General features: G+C 60.0%; 13 protein-coding genes. 4 read left to right on the top strand and 9 right to left on the bottom strand.

Annotated features, from left to right (window positions below):
* Positions 1-236: 236 nt before the first annotated feature.
* Positions 237-1,628 carry a NarK family nitrate/nitrite MFS transporter gene (locus tag DSD31_RS10290; RefSeq protein ID WP_004863461.1) on the bottom strand — a complete coding sequence of 464 codons (1,392 nt, stop codon included), beginning with the start codon at positions 1,626-1,628 and terminating at the stop codon, positions 237-239.
* A gap of 311 nt (positions 1,629-1,939) precedes the next feature.
* Between DSD31_RS10290 and narX the strand changes: the two genes are divergently transcribed.
* Both narX and narL read left to right on the top strand, forming a co-directional pair.
* Positions 1,940-3,718 carry a nitrate/nitrite two-component system sensor histidine kinase NarX gene (gene narX / locus DSD31_RS10285; protein ID WP_004863464.1) on the top strand — a complete coding sequence of 593 codons (1,779 nt, stop codon included), beginning with the start codon at positions 1,940-1,942 and terminating at the stop codon, positions 3,716-3,718.
* Positions 3,719-3,728: 10 nt separating this feature from the next.
* A complete protein-coding gene (gene narL, locus DSD31_RS10280) occupies positions 3,729-4,379 on the top strand; it encodes a two-component system response regulator NarL (protein ID WP_004863467.1) in 651 nt (216 codons plus the stop codon).
* Here narL and DSD31_RS10275 read toward each other — a convergent pair.
* The 7 genes from DSD31_RS10275 to nasR form a co-directional block, all read right to left on the bottom strand.
* Positions 4,376-5,752, bottom strand: a complete 1,377-nt coding sequence (locus DSD31_RS10275; protein WP_015584092.1) for a YchO/YchP family invasin — start codon at positions 5,750-5,752, stop codon at positions 4,376-4,378. The two genes, narL and DSD31_RS10275, sit on opposite strands and share 4 nt — an antisense overlap.
* Before the next feature lie 104 nt (positions 5,753-5,856).
* Complete coding sequence (locus tag DSD31_RS10270) at positions 5,857-8,457, bottom strand: nitrate reductase (protein ID WP_113991028.1); 2,601 nt, start codon at positions 8,455-8,457, stop codon at positions 5,857-5,859.
* Positions 8,457-12,518 carry a nitrite reductase large subunit NirB gene (gene nirB, locus DSD31_RS10265; RefSeq protein ID WP_113991027.1) on the bottom strand — a complete coding sequence of 1,354 codons (4,062 nt, stop codon included), beginning with the start codon at positions 12,516-12,518 and terminating at the stop codon, positions 8,457-8,459. The genes DSD31_RS10270 and nirB overlap by 1 nt, the downstream gene beginning before the upstream one ends.
* A gap of 9 nt (positions 12,519-12,527) precedes the next feature.
* Entirely contained in the window at positions 12,528-13,316 is a 789-nt protein-coding gene (locus tag DSD31_RS10260) for an ABC transporter ATP-binding protein (protein WP_004863483.1), read from the bottom strand.
* A gap of 10 nt (positions 13,317-13,326) precedes the next feature.
* Positions 13,327-14,211: a nitrate ABC transporter permease gene (ntrB, locus tag DSD31_RS10255; RefSeq protein WP_004863487.1), complete on the bottom strand. Its 885-nt coding sequence runs from the start codon at positions 14,209-14,211 to the stop codon at positions 13,327-13,329.
* Position 14,212: 1 nt separating this feature from the next.
* Positions 14,213-15,469, bottom strand: coding sequence for an ABC transporter substrate-binding protein (locus tag DSD31_RS10250; protein ID WP_032717152.1), 1,257 nt, complete (start codon positions 15,467-15,469; stop codon positions 14,213-14,215).
* Positions 15,470-15,738: 269 nt separating this feature from the next.
* The gene (nasR, locus tag DSD31_RS10245) at positions 15,739-16,926 is read right to left on the bottom strand and encodes a nitrate regulatory protein NasR (protein WP_113991026.1); all 1,188 of its coding nucleotides are present in this window, start codon (positions 16,924-16,926) and stop codon (positions 15,739-15,741) included.
* Between the two features lie 70 nt (positions 16,927-16,996).
* Here nasR and DSD31_RS10240 point away from each other — a divergent pair, with 70 nt between their 5' ends.
* Positions 16,997-17,350: a DsrE/DsrF/TusD sulfur relay family protein gene (locus DSD31_RS10240; RefSeq protein WP_004863493.1), complete on the top strand. Its 354-nt coding sequence runs from the start codon at positions 16,997-16,999 to the stop codon at positions 17,348-17,350.
* Positions 17,351-17,590: 240 nt separating this feature from the next.
* The gene (locus tag DSD31_RS10235; protein ID WP_004863495.1) at positions 17,591-17,833 is read left to right on the top strand and encodes a DUF1883 domain-containing protein; all 243 of its coding nucleotides are present in this window, start codon (positions 17,591-17,593) and stop codon (positions 17,831-17,833) included.
* A gap of 31 nt (positions 17,834-17,864) precedes the next feature.
* Here the strand turns inward: DSD31_RS10235 and DSD31_RS10230 are convergent, their stop codons facing one another.
* The gene (locus tag DSD31_RS10230; protein WP_004863506.1) at positions 17,865-18,545 is read right to left on the bottom strand and encodes a gamma-glutamylcyclotransferase; all 681 of its coding nucleotides are present in this window, start codon (positions 18,543-18,545) and stop codon (positions 17,865-17,867) included.
* Between the last annotated feature and the right edge of the window lie 87 nt (positions 18,546-18,632).

The following is an 18,632-nucleotide window of genomic DNA, read 5'->3' as shown; positions in this document are numbered from 1 at the left end:
GATAGGGCTTATAAATAGCCCCTCAAGCGACAAATACCTCCGAAGTGGTAGCATTTTCTATTTTTTATCTTTATGTTTTTTAAGGAATTTAATGAAAAATGAGCGATTGTTGTACGCCTGTGGCGTGCGCCAGGGTATTAAGGGGTAGATACCCCTGTCGGCGGGTTGAATTCAGTCCTGACGACATAAAAAAGGGGCGCAATATACATTGCGCCCCGTGAGCAAACAGAGATGGCTTAAGACTTCTGCTTACGACCGTAAACCGCCCAGGTAATCAGAACGCAGGCGACATAGAAGACGAAAAAGATCTTCATGGCGCCAGCCGGAGAACCGGTTAGTTCCAGAGAAATACCAAACGCTTTCGGGATAAAGAACCCGCCGATAGCGCCGATGGCAGAGATAAAGCCCAGCGCTGCCGCCGTATCCGTTGCGGCTTCACGCATCGCCTGCTCTTCATTACCGCCCTGCGCTTTTACGCGTTCCATCGTCATTTTACGGAAGATAACCGAAATCATCTGGAAGGTAGACGCGCTGCCCAGACCGGCGGTCAGGAACAGCACCATAAACACGCCGAAGAAGGCAATGAAGCTGCCGCCGACGCCATTCGTTGGCAGCGTCAGGAACAGCAGGCCGCTGAAGATAGCCATCACCACAAAGTTCACCAGCGTGACGCGGGTACCGCCCAGACGGTCAGAGATAGCCCCGCCCATCGAACGCGCCAGCGCGCCGATAAACGGCCCGAAGAAGGCAAAGTGCAGAATCTGAACATCCGGGAACTGGGTTTTCGACAGCATCGCAAAGCCCGCCGAGAAGCCGATGAATGAGCCAAAAGTGGCCAGATAGAGCAGCGCCATAACCCACAGATGGGCGCGCTTCAGTACCGGCAGCTGCTCGCTCAACGATGCCTTCGACGCCGACAGATCGTTCATAAAGAACCACGCCGCCAGGGTGAAGATAATCAGGAACGGCACCCAGATCCACGCCGCGTTTTCCAGATACAGCATGGAACCGTCCGGCTGCTCGCTGCCCGTACCGCCAAAGACGGCGAAAATAGACAGTGAAACCACCAGCGGGGCAACCAGCTGCATCACGCTGACGCCCATATTGCCAAGGCCGCCGTTAAGACCGAGGGCGCCGCCCTGCTTCTGTTTCGGGAAGAAGAAGCTGATGTTGGCCATGCTGGAAGCAAAGTTCGCCCCGGCAAAACCGCAAAGCAGAGAGATGATCACAAAGACGCTGAACGGCGTAGAGGTATCCTGCACCGCGAAGCCCAGCCACACGCAGGGGACGATCATGATCCCGGTACTGAAGGCGGTCCAGCGACGGCCACCAAACAGCGGAACCATAAAGGCATAGGGAACACGCAATAACGCCCCGGAGAGCGCCGGCAGCGCGGTCAACATAAACAGCTGGTCGGTCGAGAACTGGAAGCCGACCTTATTCAGATTGACCGCCACCGCGCTGAACAACATCCAGACGCAAAACGCCAGCAGCAGACAGGGAACGGAGATCCACAAATTCCGGCTTGCAACGCGGTGGCCGCGCTGCTGCCAGAACTCGGGATCTTCAGGACGCCAGTCGGTGATGACTGAAGTACTGGCCTTCTCCGGTAGGGAAGATTGACTCATAAATACCTCTGATTATTCATATATCCTGCCGCTACCTTAGGGGTTACAGAGGGCGGTAAGTTGATATAAATCAAAGGAAAAGTGGTCATTAAATTGCTTAAAAAAAGCCCATCACCCGAAGTGAGTAGCCATTTTCGCTAAAAAAAGTGTGGTTTTTCACATGGCTGCCGGGTTTAAGCCATCGTCTCCCGCAAACCTACCCATCACCGACAATTAAGGGGTAATCCCTTATGGGTATGGGTATACTCCATGGGATATCCGAGAATAGACGCCACTCCCGGATGGTTTGCCGGTCAGGAGCCACGCACGCTATGTTAAAACGTCTTTTTACCCCGCTTACGTTAGTGAATCAACTGGCGTTAATCGTGCTGCTATCGACAGCGATTGGCGTCGCAGGAATCGGTATCTCTGCCCGTCTGGTACACGGCGTACAGGGCAGCGCACACGCGATCAATAAAGCCGGTTCGCTGAGAATGCAAAGCTATCGTCTGCTGGCGGCAATCCCGCTCACCGAGGGCGATAGCAAGCTGCTCGACGACATGAACGCCACCGTCTTCAGCGAAGAGCTGCAGAATGCCGCCCTCAGAGACGGCCAGGATAGCCAGCTTAAAGCGCTACAGCAGTACTGGCAGCTGGAACTGGCGCCGGGGATGAAACATGCGCAGAATCAGGCTACCGTCGCCACGGACGTCGCCAGCTTTGTCGACCGGATAGACCACCTGGTCACCTCTTTTGATCACACCACCGAGCAGCGCATCCGCTACGTCGTCTGGCTGCAGCGGGTGATGGCTATCGGCATGGCGCTGCTGTTTCTGTTCACTATCGTCTGGCTGCGGGCCCGTCTGCTGCGCCCGTGGAAACAGCTGCTGGCCATGGCCCGGGCGGTCAGCCATCGTGATTTTACCCAACGCGTCCATATCAGCGGCCGCAATGAGATGGCCAGCCTCGGTATGGCGCTTAACAACATGTCAAAAGAGCTGGCGGAAAGCTATTCGGTACTCGAACGACGAGTACAGGAAAAAACCGCCGGCCTGGAGCAGAAAAATGAAATCCTCGCCTTTTTGTGGCAGGCCAACCGTCGTCTGCACTCCAGCGCCCCGCTTTGTGAACGTATTTCACCGGTGCTCAACGGCCTGCAGGGGCTGACGCTGCTGCGTGATATTGAGGTGCGGGTGTACGACTTCGAAGATGAGGACAATCATCAGGAGTTCGCCTGTCACTCAGACTTAGAGTGCGATGACAAAGGCTGCTATTTATGTCCGCGCGATCTGCCGCCGCTGCCGGATGCCGGCACCACGCTGAAATGGCGGCTGTCCGATGCCCACAACCAGTACGGGATCCTGCTGGCGACGTTGCCCGTAGGCCGTCACCTGAGTCACGATCAGCAGCAGCTGGTCGATACGTTAGTCGAGCAGCTAACCTCCACGCTGGCGCTCGACAGACACCAGGAGCATCAGCAGCAGCTGATCGTGATGGAGGAGCGCGCCACCATCGCCCGCGAGCTGCACGACTCCATCGCCCAATCGCTCTCCTGTATGAAAATGCAGGTCAGCTGTTTACAAATGCAGGGCGAAAACCTGCCGGAAGAGAGCCGCCAGCTGCTGGGCCAGATTCGCAATGAGCTGAATACGTCGTGGGCACAGCTGCGTGAACTGCTGACGACCTTCCGCCTGCAATTAACCGAACCAGGACTGCGCCCGGCGCTGGAGTCCAGCTGCCAGGAGTATAGCGCCCATTTTGGCTTTACCGTCCAGCTTGATTACCAGCTACCGCCGCGCTTTGTCCCGTCTCATCAGGCTATTCACGTCCTGCAAATCGCTCGTGAGGCGCTGAGCAATGCGCTGAAGCACGCGCAGGCGACCGAAGTGACCGTGACCGTTTCGCTACGGGACAACCAGGTACGGCTGGTGGTTGCAGATAACGGCCGCGGCGTGCCCGATCAGGCGGAACGAAGCAACCATTACGGCTTAATTATCATGCGGGATCGCGCCCAGAGTTTGCGCGGAGACTGTCAGGTTCGTCGCCGGGAAAACGGCGGTACCGAAGTGGTCGTCACTTTTATCCCGGAAAAATCGTTTTCAATCCAATAAGGAGAACCCTATGAGTCAACAGGAACGGGCCACCATCCTTCTCATTGACGATCATCCGATGCTGCGCACCGGCGTCAAACAGCTGGTCAGTATGGCCAGCGATATTCAGGTTATTGGCGAGGCCAGCAACGGTGAACAAGGTATCGCCCTCGCGGAGACGCTGGACCCCGATCTGATCCTGCTGGATCTCAACATGCCCGGCATGAACGGTCTGGAAACCCTCGATAAGCTGCGTGAAAAGTCGCTCTCCGGCCGAATCGTGGTATTCAGCGTCTCTAACCACGAAGAAGATGTGGTCACCGCCCTCAAACGCGGCGCTGACGGCTACCTGCTGAAAGACATGGAGCCAGAAGATCTCTTAAAAGCATTGCAGCAGGCCGCGGCAGGCGAGATGGTCCTCAGCGAAGCGCTCACGCCGGTGCTGGCAGCCAGCCTGCGCGCCAACCGCGCCACCTCAGACCGCGATATCAGCCAGCTGACGCCGCGCGAGCGGGATATTCTCAAGCTCATCGCCCAGGGGCTGCCGAACAAAATGATCGCCCGTCGTCTGGAGATAACCGAGAGTACCGTGAAGGTGCACGTTAAGCATATGCTGAAGAAAATGAAGCTGAAATCACGTGTTGAAGCGGCGGTATGGGTACACCAGGAGCGGATTTTCTAAGGAGCATCCCGCCAGGTGACGCCGTCGGCCGAGAATTTGACCAGCGGCTCGGTCAGCGCCAGCGCGATCTCATTGGATGAAACGCGCTGACCCGTTTTGTCTTCCACGACCACCGACAGATGCCACAGATTGGTCGCTCCCGGCTCGCTGTTCCAGGCCGGAAGAATCACGCTCCAGCCGTCCGGGCTGCGGGTATCCACGGGAGACGTTAAGCTCAGCGACTGCGTATCGCCTTGCCATTTCAGCGACTTTATCCCATGCAGGCTACGAATTTGCAGCTTCAGCTGAACCGTCTCCCCCGGCTGTAAATCCCACGGCGGCGTCGCCAGGTAGACCGACAGCGATTTACGCTGACGATACTCGACCACCGGTAAATGATCGCGCTCCGGGCTGTCGTAACGACTGCCGCGCAAGGAGCGGCTGACCGCCACCTCATCGGCCGCCAGCTGCTGTTTAAGCGGCACGCCAAAACGGTAGTTCAGATTCAGTCCGACGTTGTTTTGACTGAGCCCGCTTTCGCCCTGCTTATGTTTTGCGGTCATAGTCACTAACGGCACGGGGGTATAGTTCAGCCCCACCGACACCGCCACCGGGTTACGGTAGCCGGTACCGGAATGGAACAGGTCGACGCTATCGCCAAAGTACTGCTCGACGCTGACGCTGGTATTAATATGCTGATAGAACGGTAGCCGCGCCTGGGCGGTGACATCGTAGCCGCTTGCCATCCGCTGTTCCTGGGTCAGGCTTTCGCCCTGCTGCCAGCTCCCGACGGGATGGTAATAGTTGGCCGACAGGCGCAAATATTCGCCCCAGGCTTCGGCACCAACGCTGCCTCGCGCCATGTTTTCACCCAGCACTTTGTCGTAGAACGAGTTATAGCCCAGCAGCCAGTCGCCCGTTCGCCAGCGCTGTCCCAGACCGATGTTCCCCACCAGATCGTTTTCCCGCCGGGTGACGGAATACTGATTCCAGGTCAGGTAATCGCCGTTATCCTGCAGCGGGATAAACCAGCTGCCCTGACTGCCGGTGAAGTTGCCTTCTTTATCCACCCGCAGATCGACATTGGCATTGCCCCACGGCGAGAGCCAGTTTTCCAGCTGATGACTCAGCTCATTGCCAAGCTTGCCGATGGCCATCATTCGCGCCTGTTCGCCGGTCGTCAGGCCATTATCGCTCATGCTGGCCTCACCAAACTTTTTCGCGACTTCGGCAAAATGGCGGGCGTCGTCATCCACCTGCGGCGCAATCCCCAGATCCGGCAGCGCCGCCTGTTTTTCACTGAACGCCGTATTTCCCTGCAGAGCACGAGCAGGAACGCCTGCCAGCAGCAGGAGTATTGAAAGGAGTGGGGTCACGCGGTACGACACAGGCATTAAATCGGTTACATTGGCTCACGTAGGATAATGACAGTCTTTAAGTTTACCGTTTTTTTCCCTCTCCCGTAGCCCCAAAGGCAATTCCAGGAATAACCCGAACCTCATGCCCGTATCTGCTCCTCTGCCAGCAGCGCTTTGAGCTCGGGAATACAAGAGCCGCAGTTGGTACCGCATTTCAGCACCTTGCCCAGTTCGCCGACCGTGCGGCAACCGCTGGCGATGGCCTCACCAATCGCGCGTTCACCAATGCTCATGCAGCTGCAGACAATCCGCCCCGCAGGGGCTGTCTCGCCGCTTTTTCTCCCGCCGAGCAGCGCGTGCCGCTGCTCGGGCGTCTGCGGCGGAGAGTGAAACGCATCGGCGATCCACCCGGCATCGATTTGCGGCTCGCCAGGATTGCTCCACCAGCCCAACATCAGCCTTCCCTCATGCCAGGCCAGCAGGCTCCATACTGCCCCGGCCTGCGCGGTTTGTATTTGCCACTCCTGCTGACGACACCAGTCGGTTAGCCATCCCTGCGGAGGGTGTTCTCCGGCTAAAGAGAGATGGTTTACCGCCAGCGCGGCCCGCCGACGCCAGTGGACCGCGACCGGCAGCGGAACCGGCTGGCGACAAAATAGTTCACCGTGCCAGGCGGGACGCCAGGGTGCAATCGCCACCGCCACCTGTTTGCTTTCCGGTTGTCCGGACCAGGGATCCGTTACCGCCGACAGCAGGTCGTTGACCCGCCCCCGTCGGGCAAACTGATTATTCCAGTGCATCGGCACAAACAGCGAGCCGGGACGCTGCCCGCGGCTGACCACCGTTTTGGCCACCATCACTCCATTGCGCGACCAGATTCGCGCCAGTTCTCCCTCGCGCAGCTGCAGGCGTCGGGCATCCGCTGGCGCGATCTCCACGATCGGTTCGGCAATATGCTGCATCAGGCGCGGCACGCTGCCGGTACGGGTCATGGTGTGCCACTGATCGCGAATGCGGCCGCTATTGAGGATCAGCGGATAAAAGGCGTCGGTCGCGGCACGCGTGGCCTGGGGCGTCACCGGCACCATGCGCAATTTGCCATCGCCGTGCCAGCCCTGCTGTAAATCAAGACCGCTGCCGCTGCGGCTGACCGGCCAGCGAACCGGCGCCAGGTTGTCCCACGCCTCACGGCTGAGATCCGCCAGCCCACCGATATCGAACGCCCGCCGGCCGTTATTTTCAAACCCCGAAAGCGCGGCATGCTCGCTAAAGACTTCGTGCGGATGGCGCCAGGCAAAGGCGGCGCCAAAGCCGAGCTGTTCGGCCATGCGCGCGATTATCCACCAGTCGGCTTTGGCTTCCCCCGGCGGCGGCAGAAAGCTGCGCTGACGGGAAATACGGCGTTCCGAGTTGGTGACGGTGCCATTTTTTTCTCCCCACGCCAGCGCCGGGAAACGGATATGGGCAAACGCTGCCGTATCCGTCCGGGCGCTCACATCGGAAACGATCACCAGCGGACAGCCGGCCAGCGCCTGGCTGACGGCAAGGCTGTCCGGCAGCGACACCACCGGATTGGTGCCCATAATCCACACCGCTTTCACCTCACCGCGGCCAATGGCGGCAAACAGGTCCACCGCCGTCAGTCCCGGCGTCTGCGCCAGCCGTTCGCTGCCCCAAAAGCGCGACAGCCGGTGCAGATCCTGCGGCTCAAAATTCATATGGGCGGCCAGCATCGTCGCCAGGCCGCCCACCTCGCGGCCGCCCATCGCATTTGGCTGTCCGGTCAGCGAAAACGGCCCGCAGCCCGAACGCCCGTACTTCCCGCTGGCGAGGTGGACGTTAATAATGGCATTACACTTGTCGCTACCGCTGGCCGACTGATTGATCCCCATGGTGTAGAGCGTTATCGCCCGCGGCGCAGCGATGAAATCACGATAGAACCCGGCGACCTGCTCCATGTCCAGCCCGCAGAATTCGGCCACCTGTGCCGAGTCCCAGGCTGCAGCGGCGGCCAGCGCCTGCGCCTGGTCGCGAAAATCGCCCGTCAGCGCACCGGCCTCGGCAATGGCGCTCAGTAAACCGACAAACAGTCCGCCATCGCTGCCGGGCGCAACCGCCAGGTGGCTATCGGCGATATCGCAGGTGGCGGTTCGACGCGGATCAATCACCACCACTTTCATCCGCGGATTATCACGTTTCGCCTGAACCAGCCGCTGATAGAGCACCGGATGCGCCCAGGCGGCGTTCGAACCCACCAGCACCACCAGATCGCTGTTTTCCACGTCCTCATAGCTGCACGGCACCACGTCGGCGCCAAAGGCGCGCTTATATCCGGTCACCGCCGAGGACATACAGAGCCGGGAATTGGTATCGATATTGGCGGCGCCGATAAATCCCTTCATCAGTTTATTCGCCGCGTAGTAGTCCTCGGTGAGCAGCTGTCCGGAGGCGTAAAACGCCACCGCCTGCGGCCCGTGTTGCTCAATGATTTGCCGCAGCCGGCTACCGGCAACCGTCAGCGCCCGTGACCAGCTGACAGGTTCCCCCTCCAGTTCTGGCCTCAGCAATCGCCCCTCCAGGCCAGTGGTTTCGCCGAGCGCCGCGCCCTTTACGCACAGGCGTCCCAGGTTTGCCGGATGGTGCTCATCGCCGCGCACGCTGACCAGGCCATTTTCCTCCCTTCGTGCCAGCACGCCGCAGCCCACGCCGCAATAGGGACAGGTGGTGCGTATTTCATCCATCAGGAGGCCTCCGCACGCGCCAGCAGAAGCTGGTTCCCGACCCACACCGTGCCGTTTTCGATCTTCACCGGCCAGGCGCGGACCATCGGTTCACCGCCATCGCAGGGACGCCCGTCGCGCAGCCGGATACGATGTTTATACAGCGGCGAAATGACCATCGGCTCCCCGCCGGCATCGCCCAGCATGCCGCGCGACAGCACGTTGGCGTCGCTACCGGGCTCCAGGTTGTCGAGGGCATAAACCTGTTCGCCAAAACGAAACAGCGCAATCTGCCGTTCGCCCAGCCGCGCGCCGATCCCGGCCTGGGTGGGAATCGCCGCCAGTTCGCAAATGGCCTGCCATGGTCGGGTCGACACCTCACCTTCGCGGCGTACCGGCGCGACGACCGGCTGAGGCTGACCGCGCAACATTTGCCGCTGCACGGCCTCATCCGGCCGATCGCTGTTAACATAGGAACGGAACAGCGCCAGCCGCTGCGGATCGTTCAGAGTGGTCTGCCATTCACACTGGTAGCTCGCCACCACCCGCGCCATCTCCTGCTCCAGCTCTTCGCCAATCCCGAGGCTGTCTTCCAGGATCACCTCGCGCAGGTAGTCGATTCCGCCTTCGAGGTTATCCATCCAGGTGCTGGTTCGCTGCAGCCGATCGGCAGTGCGAATATAGAACATCAGCAGCCGATCAACCGTGCGGATCAGCGTCGCGTCGTCGAGGTCGCTGGCAAACAGATCGCCATGTCGCGGCTTCATCCCGCCGTTGCCGCAGACGTAAAGATTCCAGCCTTTTTCCGTGGCAATCACCCCGATATCTTTCCCCTGCGCCTCGGCGCATTCGCGGGTACAACCGGAGACCGCCATTTTTATCTTGTGCGGCGCACGCAATCCTTTGTAACGATGTTCAAGGGTGACCGCCAGCGCCGTCGAGTCCTGAACGCCGTAGCGACACCAGGTCGAGCCGACGCAGGATTTCACCGTTCGCAGCGACTTGCCGTAGGCGTGACCGGTTTCAAAGCCGGCCTCCGCCAGCTCGCGCCAGATAGCCGGCAGCTCTTCGAGCCGGGCGCCAAACAGATCGATACGCTGGCCACCGGTAATTTTGCTGTACAGCTGGTAGCGTTTGGCAATTTGTCCGATGGCAATCAGTCCGTCCGGTGTCACTTCGCCTGCCGCCATACGCGGGACCACTGAATAGGTGCCATCTTTCTGAATATTGGCGAAGTAGCGGTCATTGGTATCCTGCAGCGGTAAATGCGCCGGTTTCAGCAGATACTCATTCCAGCAGGAGGCCAGAACTGAAGCCACCAGCGGCTTACAGATTTCGCAGCCGTGTCCCTGACCGTAACGACTAATCAGCTGATCAAAGGTGTGGATATGATTCACGCGCACGAGGTGATAGATCTCCTGACGCGACCACGGAAAGTGTTCGCAGATATCTTTTTTCACTTCCACGCCCTGCGCCGAGAGCTGATATTCCATCACCTGCTTGACCAGCGCGCTGCATCCACCGCAACCGGTCGCCGCCCGGGTACAGCTTTTTATCGCCGGGATATCGCTGGCGCCCGCGCTGACCGCCCGGCAGATATCACCTTTAGTGACGTTGTGGCACGAGCAGATCTGCGCGCTGTCCGGCAGCGCCGCTACCCCCAGCGCTTTTGGCGCGCTCCCCTCCTGCACCGGCAGAATCAGGCTTTCCGGGCGCGCGGGCAGCGCCATCGCGTTCAACATCATTTGCAGCAGCGTGGCGTAATCGCTGGCATCGCCCACCAGCACGCCGCCCAGCAGCGTTTTGTTCTGCTGGCAGACGACAATTTTCTTGTAGATTTGCCCCGGACCATCCGTCCACTGGTAGCTCTGGCTACCGGGCGTGCGTCCCTGGGCGTCGCCGAAAGAGGCTACATCGATGCCCAGCAGTTTCAGTTTGGTGCTCATATCGGCGCCGCTGAAGCTCGCCTCTTCTCCAGCCAACATTGCCGCCGCCGTTCTCGCCATCTGGTAGCCCGGCGCCACCAGGCCATAGATTTTGTCCTCCCACAGGGCACATTCGCCAATCGCCAGCACCTGCGGATCGGAGGTGCGGCACTGATTGTCGATGACGATCCCGCCGCGCTCTCCTACCATCAGTCCGCTGCCGCGCGCCAGCGTATCCTGAGGACGAATCCCGGCGGAAAAGACCACCATGTCGGTAGCCAGCGATCCGCCATCGGCAAAGTTCAGCTCCAGGCCATTGTCACCGCGCGCAATACTCTGAGTCGTCTTGCTGGTATGGACACCGACGCCAATATCATTGATTTTCTCCCGCAGCATCGCGGCGCCCGGGCTATCCAGCTGGACCGCCATCAGATTCGGCGCAAACTCCACCACGTGGGTTTCCAGCCCCAGCTGTCTGAGCGCGTTGGCGGCCTCCAGCCCCAGCAGCCCGCCGCCAATCACCACCCCGCGTTTTGCGCTGCTGGCGCAGGCGGCAATACGGTCGAGGTCGTCGAGGGTGCGGTAGACGAAACAGCCCTCCAGATCGTGGCCCGGCACCGGCGGAACGAATGGATATGAGCCGGTCGCCAGCACCAGTTTATCCCAGTGGGTTTCATGGCCGCAGGTATCGCGTACCACCCGCGCTTCACGGTCAATGGCCGTAATCGTCTCGGACAGCCGCAGTTCAATTCCGTGCCGGGCGAAGAAATCGCCGTCCACCAGCGACAGCGATTCCGCGCTACGACCGGCAAAATATTCTGATAAATGCACCCGGTCGTAGGCGGCGTAACGCTCTTCGCCAAACACCACGATCCGAAACTGTTGATGCAGGTTACGGCTGACGCATTGCTCGAGAAAATGGTGGCCGACCATGCCGTGTCCGACCAGCACCAAAACAGGTTTTGTCATAGAAAATTCACCTGCAGCGCGCGGCTGCGTTGAAGAAGGATCAAAAAGCCAGTCTGGCTGCGCGGGGGTAGCCAGCAGCGCGGTGAGCGGCGCGGCATTTGCGCAGTCGCCCAGCAGCAAAACAGCCTGTAGTTTGCCGTCGCGGACCAGCAGACGGCGGTAGTGGCGGGCCAGCGGGTCCCAGCTGGTCCAGATCTCATCGTGGTCGCTGGCCTGCGGATCGCCGGCGCTGAACAGCGCGATGCCGGTGACTTTCAGGCGGGTACCGCTATCCTGCCAGTGAAAATCCGCCTCCGGCGTGCCGCATAGCCGCCCGGCCAGCACCTCAGCCTGGCGCAGACAGGGCGCCACCAGTCCCCAGGTCTGGCCGTCAATTTCGCAACATTCGCCAAGAGCACTAACCCCCGGCAGCGCGGTCGCCAGCTGACGGTCCACGATAATGCCGCGCCGACAGGCCAGGCCGCTTCGCTGCGCCAGCTGAATGTTGGGGCGCACGCCGGTCGCCAGCACTACGCGACTGGCGGCAAACGCCCGGCCATCCTCCAGCACAACCTCATGCTCGCGAATCGCGGCAATCCCGCAGCCGGTGACGCACTGGATCCCTCGCTCCTCCAGCTGTTGCTGTAGCTGCTGACCGGCAAAGGCATCGGTTTGCTGTTCCATCAGCCGGTCGCCGCGATGCAGCAAAGTGACATTGTCACCATGACGTCGTAACGCAGCCGCAGCCTCGACGCCGAGCACCCCACCGCCGATCACGACCGCCGGGCCACCGGTTGCCAGAATGGCGGCCACATCGGCAAAGGTGCGAAATGCGTAGACGTGCGGCAGCGCCACACCGGGCAGCGGCGGGATGAAAGCCTGTGAACCGGTGGCGAAAATCAGCTCATCCCAGGAGAGCTCGCCGCGGGTGGTGCGTAGCGTTCGCGTCGTCATCTCCACCGCCAGCACCGATTCATCGCTGCGTACCGTCACGCCGTGCTGGTGATACCACTCCTCTGGCAGCAGCCGCGTTTGCGCCAGCGTTTTTTCCCCACCCAGTACCGGTGACAGCTGGATACGGTTATAGGCCTGCCAGGGTTCATCCCCGATAATCACTATCTGAAATTTGTCGCCCCCCCGCGCCACCAGCGTCTCCGCCAGCCGGGTGGCCGCCATACCATTGCCGATAATCACCAGTCGCCGCTTCATCGCCGCCCCTTACGCCGCCTTCGGCTGTTTTTCGTAGAGGAAATGGAGAATCTGCTGACGCAGGTGGTGATAACGGCTGTCATCCGCCAGCTGAACACGATTACGCGGCCGGGGCAGGTCGATAGCGAGAATCTCGCCCACCGTCGCCGCCGGGCCGTTGGTCATCATCATGACGCGGTCAGAGAGCAGCACCGCCTCATCAACATCATGGGTAATCATCACGATGGTGGTGTTCAGCGCCTGCTGAATCTGCATCACCGCATCCTGCAAATGGGCGCGGGTCAAGGCATCGAGCGCGCCAAACGGTTCATCCAGCAGCAGCACCTTCGGCTTCATCGCCAGCGCTCTGGCAATCCCTACCCGCTGCTTCATGCCGCCGGAGATCTCCCCCGGACGCTTGTGCAGCGCATGACCCATTTGCACCCGCTCAAGGTTGTGTTCGATCCACGCCTTGCGCTCGGCTTTGCTCATGGTGCGGCGAAAAACCTGGTCGACCGCCAGCGCCACGTTGTCAAAGCAGGTCAGCCACGGCAGCAGGGAGTGGTTCTGGAAGACTACCGCGCGCTCGGGACCCGGCCCGGCGATTTCGCGGTTATCACACAGCAGTCCGCCTTCCGTGGGTAAGGTAATGCCGGCAATCAGGTTCAGCAGCGTGGATTTACCGCATCCTGAGTGGCCAATCAGGCTCACGGTCTCCCCTTCATAAATGTCGAAAGAGACGTTTTGCAGGGCCAGAAATTCGCCGCTGGCGGTATGGAAGCGCTGGCTGACGGCCTGCACCTGAATTAATGGTTTCATAGCGATTCCCCTATTTTTCTTGCCAGCTGAAGCGACGAGCGATCAACATCAGCCCCTGCTCCAGCAGCAGGCCGACGACGCCGATAATGACGATGGCGATGATGATGTTTTCCACGTTGAGATTGTTCCATTCATTCCAGATCCAGAAGCCGATCCCCAGTCCGCCGGTCAGCATTTCAGCAGCGACGATCACCAGCCAGGCAATGCCAATAGAGAGACGCACGCCGGTCAGCACCGCGGGCAGCACGGCCGGGAAGAGAATGCGCCGCATCACCGTCCACTCCGACAGCTGTAAAACGCGAGCCACGTTGAGATAATCCTGCGGAATGCGGCGTACCCCTTCGGCAGTGTTAATCACCATTGGCCAGATAGAGCAGATAAAAATGGTCCAGCTCGACGCCGGCTCCGCCTTCTGGAACAGCAGCAGGCCAATAGGCAGCCACGCCAGCGGACTGACCGGGCGCAGCAGCGCAATCAGCGGATTAAACATGCGGGCAAAGAACAGCGAGCGGCCAATCAAAAAGCCCAGCGGGATCCCCACCAGCGCCGCCAGCCCAAAGCCCACCGCCACCCGCTGCAGTGACGCCAACACGTTCCAGCCGATGCCCATGTCGTTCGGCCCGTCCTGATAGAAAGGATCGGCAAACAGGGTCAGCGCGGAATCGAGCGTACTCAGCGGCGTCGGAAAGCCCTTGCCGTTGATCGCCGCCAGCTGCCAGCAGAGCAACAGCAGCCCCAGCCCGAGCAGGGGTGGCAGGAGCCGCTGTACGGTTTCACGTAGCCAGCGCCTGACGGGCGGCGTCGGACGTCGGACCTGTACCGGTGGCAGGACAATCACTTCGCCCGGCGTTTTTTCTGTGGCAATAACAGGTTGCGTACTGTGCGCGTGTTTCATTTCATGCCCCCTTACGTTGAATCGCGAAGCCGCGGGCGTAACCTTCCGGATCGGCCCCCGTCCAGACCGTACCGTCTATTAATGTGCTGCTGCGCATGAGCGCAGCCGGCGTAGAGATGCCGCCCACCGCCTGCGCCGCCTCTTTCCAGACGTCAATGCGGTTGATGCGCCCGGCCACCGCCTGATAATCCGGGGCCGTTTTTAGTAATCCCCAGCGGCGGAACTGGGTTAAAAACCACATTCCGTCCGACAGCCAGGGAAAACTCACCTCTCCCTGGTCGTAAAAGCGAATCGGGTGTGCGTCCTGCCAGCGCTGTCCCAGCCCGTTGTCGTACTCCCCGAGCATCCGCCCGGTGAGATACTGCTCTTTGGTATTCAGCCAGGCGCGTTTTGCCAGAATGCGCGCCGTCTCTCGTTTGTTCTCTTCCGAGGCGTCAATCCAGCGCGCCGCATCCAGCACCGCCGCGACCAGCGCGCGGGCGGTGTTCGGATTGCGTTCGACCCATTCGCTGCGGGTGCCGAGAATTTTTTCCGGGTGTTCCGGCCAGATGGCCTGCGAAGTGGCTGCGGTAAAACCGATACGGTCGTTGATCGCCCGCGCGTTCCACGGTTCGCCGACGCAAAAACCAACCATGTTGCCGATACGCATGTTCATCACCATTTGCGGCGGCGGCACCACCACGGTGCGTACGTCCGTAAACGGGTCGATGCCACCGCTGGCCAGCCAGTAATAGAGCCACATCGCGTGCGTCCCGGTGGGAAAGGTGTGGGCAAAGGTGTAGCTGCCCGGCGCGCGCTGGCCGATCAGCCGTTTCACCCCCCCGAGGTCGGTCACCCCTTTCTCCCGCAGGTCGCTGGAGAGCGTAATCGCCTGGCCATTGCGGTTGAGGGTCATCAGGTTTGCCATTGCGTGCGGCTTGCCGGCGATCCCCAGTTCGAGGCCATACAGCAGGCCGTAGAGAATGTGTGCCGCATCGAGTTCACCGGCGATCAGTTTGTCGCGCACCGCCGCCCAGCTGGCTTCTTTGGTCGGTACCAGGGTAATGCCATATTTTTTATCGAACCCTTTCAGCGACGCGATCGCGATCGGCGCGCAGTCCGTCAGCGGAATAAATCCGACTCGTACGGTAGATTGCTCCGGCTTATCGGATCCTGCCGCCCATGCGCTCTGCATCACGCCGGGCAACAACATCGCCCCGCCCAGCGCGGCGCCTGCCTGTAAAAAATGCCGTCGTGAAATCGAAAATTTATCGCCCATACCCGCTCCAGAACACGCAAAAAAAAAGCGCCCGACAGTGCTGATGCACTGCAGGACGCCTTTATCCATGGACACACAAACCGCCGTTGGCCTGTTGCCCAAAATTGTTTACTGAACGATTTAACGCATTAACCGTTGTCTGCAGGATATTGCAAAACAGATGCCAATGTTCACAGAGGCGGTGTCAGGCCGTTTTCCGCTGTGCGCCGGGCGGCTTCCCGCCGCTCATTGCACCGCTGACAGGCAGCCGCTGCCCAACCATCGTGCATCTACTCCTTTGGGGTTATGGACCACAACGCCTTTACCGTCAGCAGCGCGCGGGCGATTTCCACCATCCTCTGATTCTTATCCATTGCCATTTTCCGCAACGCCTGCCAGGCCTGCTCTTCCTGCATTCCCTGATGAACCATCAGCACGCTTTTCGCTTTTTCAATCAGCTTGCGCTCTTCGAGCGTATCTTTTAGCGAGGCCAGTTGCCCGGAGAGCTGCTGGAGCTCAAAGGCCTGCTGGCGAACCAGCGGCAGCAGCTGTTTATCGAGACGGCGCGCGATGCCGTCGTCACCCTCTTCCTCCGGCCAGCTGGCGGGCGGCGCTTCGCCGCTGAGCAGGTTATCGGCGACGCTCAGCAGGTCGTCAATCAGCCGCTCTTCCAGACCTCGCATCTGCTCCAGACGCTGCGTCTGGGCGCAAAACCAACGCAGCGCCGTCTCCCCCTCATCTGCCGGGGGCTGTCGGGTACAGGCGATCCGCCGCAGCTGCTCAATTTCCAGACTGGCCTGGCACTGGGTCATAAACAGCGCAGTCTGCGGCGCCTCCGCCAGCGCCTGGAAGCTTTCAAAACAGGGCTGCTGACCATCGATTCTGTCCACCAGCAGCTGGCGGAGCTCATCGCTAAACTGGCCGCGGGCAAAGCCGGATGCCCCCAGCGCGCGCTCCTGCCCCACCAGCTCTTTCCCCTGCATAAAGCTGTAGAGCGCCACCATGCGCCCGGCAATTTGCGGGTCGTCAATGCTGTCGTTGAGCTGCGGGACAATATTTAATAAGTGGCGGATAATGCGACTAAACTGGTTTGTCGCCTCTTCGGCGATGATAGCGCGGCCGCGCACGGCGTGGCGCAGCGTCAGCAACTGCTCCAGGTACCAGAGCGCGCTGGCAATCCGCCAGCATAGCGCGCCGCTGGCGCACTCCCGCACCGCTTCCAGCGCCTCGCGAAAGGCGATAAGCTGCTCATCCACCAGTGCCGAGCCCGCCCGGCACTCCGCGGCATAGAGCCGTCCAGCGGAGCAGAGCCAAAGGTTGGACGCACCGCGTTCGCACTGTAGCATGTGTACCAGCGCGCTTATCCGGCTTGCCAGCGTACCCTGCTGCGCCAGCTGGCGTAGCTGCTCTTTTTGCAGCTGCCGCGCGCGGTGAAACCACCTGTTGGCCTCAGGCGTGATGCCAGCCGTATTATTCATACCCCCTCCCGGGTCAACGCTTTATACTTTAACCACAAGCAATAACCGTGCCTTATACCAAGGAGTCCTTATGCAAAGTATTGTGATTATCGCCAACGGTGCTGCCTACGGTAGCGAATCGCTGTTTAATAGCCTGCGCCTGGCGATTGCCCTGCGCGAACAGCAGTCTGAACTCGATCTGAAACTGTTTTTAATGTCTGACGCGGTGACGGCAGGCCTGCGCGGACAAAAGCCGGCGGAAGGCTATAACATTCAGCAAATGCTGGAGATCCTCACCGCCCAGAATGTCCCGGTGAAATTGTGCAAAACCTGCGCCGACGGCCGCGGGATCACCGCGCTGCCGCTGATTGACGGCGTGGAGATTGGCACTCTGGTGGAGCTGGCGCAGTGGACGCTGGCGGCCGATAAAATCCTGACCTTCTGAAGAAAGGGCCTCTGGCGGGATTTAATATCACCGAGGCAGCGTTTGTTAATCAAAAAACTAAGTCAGCTGAATGCTTTCAGGCACAACATCATTTTTGTTTAATCTTTATCCCTTTTTTTGATCAAAATCAGCATTCGTCTGCTCCCCATTTGGTGTTATGCCATGAGTAAAGTGTGAACAATATCACGCGCGGGATTGAGCAGGCAGGATGCTGTAGACAGACAACAACGGGGTAGATAAATGGCGATGGTTAAAGCAAGTTTGATGTTGTTTGGCGGTGATACGCTGGTGGTTCGTTGTTCTGAACGCTGCCATATTCACCTGATGAGCGCGAAGGCTGCCGGCGACAGCCATGCGGATATTCTGAGCGTCCAGGATCGCGACAGCGCCTATCTGACCGTGCCGTATAACGGCACCTGGAACGTACTGATCGATAGCCACAGCCAGTCACTGGAGCACTCCATTAGCTACGTTCCCGCCTGATATCACCTGCCCGGGATAGCCCGGGCATTTTTCAGGCCAGCCCCGGCTGGCTGTTTTCTCCCAGCAGCGTCCGTACCGTCCCGACCAGATCGTCAAGACAATCATCGTGCATACCGAGTTTGCGTAGCTCCTGATCCAGAGAGAACAGGTACTGGGCATTGGTGCCGAGCGGCCCGCTGGCTTTAGCGATCAGCGGCGCAATGACCTGGGCGCGGGTATCCGGTTCGAACAGCGGATGACGAGGATCCATAATAAACACCAGCGCGTTCACCGTCCGCCCGTCATCGAGCTCCAGCTTACACCAGGTCGGCAGATAGCACCCGGTGATCATCTCCCGCTTCCACAGCAGCGTCAGCTCCTCTTCCAGCGTCTCATCAGGGAGTCGATAGGCCACGCCGGTGGTACGCCCGCCCTCTTTCAGCGCCAGCATGCGCCCCGGCTGGCAGGCGCTGCCGCGCCCGGCGGTCAGCCGCAGGCAGAAGGCGCGGTGCCAGCCCGGAAGCGTACCGGTACAGGTTTCGCGATACTCAAGAGCCGGGTTCCACATCAGCGAACCGTAGCCAAAAATCCATACTGAGCCAGCATCAGGACGACAGGCCAGCGTTGCCGCCAGGGAAGCGGCCCGTTGCTCTGCCGACCAGAGAAGCGATTCCTCAATAGCACCAAACGCCGTCTTACAATCCGCATTGATTAAGAAATCACGTGTTAACACTTTCTACTACCTCCGCCACTGCCCGCTTCCCGGCGATTATCTGATGGCATCCGTGAAATATTGCCGAATTATTATCCAGCTTTCATC

Origin of the sequence: Klebsiella sp. X13 (assembly GCF_003323835.1) — a bacterium.
Lineage (GTDB): Bacteria > Pseudomonadota > Gammaproteobacteria > Enterobacterales > Enterobacteriaceae > Klebsiella > Klebsiella ornithinolytica.
The sequence above is the reverse complement of the archived record's forward strand: the minus strand, read 5'-3'. Positions and strand labels throughout refer to the sequence as shown.

What these genes read in the sequence shown, in the direction of transcription:
- DSD31_RS10290 (WP_004863461.1), bottom strand. Translation starts at nt 1,628, where the DNA reads ATGAGTCAATCTTCCCTACCGGAGAAGGCCAGTACTTCAGTCATCACC.
- narX (WP_004863464.1), top strand. Translation starts at nt 1,940, where the DNA reads ATGTTAAAACGTCTTTTTACCCCGCTTACGTTAGTGAATCAACTGGCG.
- narL (WP_004863467.1), top strand. Translation starts at nt 3,729, where the DNA reads ATGAGTCAACAGGAACGGGCCACCATCCTTCTCATTGACGATCATCCG.
- DSD31_RS10275 (WP_015584092.1), bottom strand. Translation starts at nt 5,752, where the DNA reads ATGCCTGTGTCGTACCGCGTGACCCCACTCCTTTCAATACTCCTGCTG.
- DSD31_RS10270 (WP_113991028.1), bottom strand. Translation starts at nt 8,457, where the DNA reads ATGGATGAAATACGCACCACCTGTCCCTATTGCGGCGTGGGCTGCGGC.
- nirB (WP_113991027.1), bottom strand. Translation starts at nt 12,518, where the DNA reads ATGAAGCGGCGACTGGTGATTATCGGCAATGGTATGGCGGCCACCCGG.
- DSD31_RS10260 (WP_004863483.1), bottom strand. Translation starts at nt 13,316, where the DNA reads ATGAAACCATTAATTCAGGTGCAGGCCGTCAGCCAGCGCTTCCATACC.
- ntrB (WP_004863487.1), bottom strand. Translation starts at nt 14,211, where the DNA reads ATGAAACACGCGCACAGTACGCAACCTGTTATTGCCACAGAAAAAACG.
- DSD31_RS10250 (WP_032717152.1), bottom strand. Translation starts at nt 15,469, where the DNA reads ATGGGCGATAAATTTTCGATTTCACGACGGCATTTTTTACAGGCAGGC.
- nasR (WP_113991026.1), bottom strand. Translation starts at nt 16,926, where the DNA reads ATGAATAATACGGCTGGCATCACGCCTGAGGCCAACAGGTGGTTTCAC.
- DSD31_RS10240 (WP_004863493.1), top strand. Translation starts at nt 16,997, where the DNA reads ATGCAAAGTATTGTGATTATCGCCAACGGTGCTGCCTACGGTAGCGAA.
- DSD31_RS10235 (WP_004863495.1), top strand. Translation starts at nt 17,591, where the DNA reads ATGGCGATGGTTAAAGCAAGTTTGATGTTGTTTGGCGGTGATACGCTG.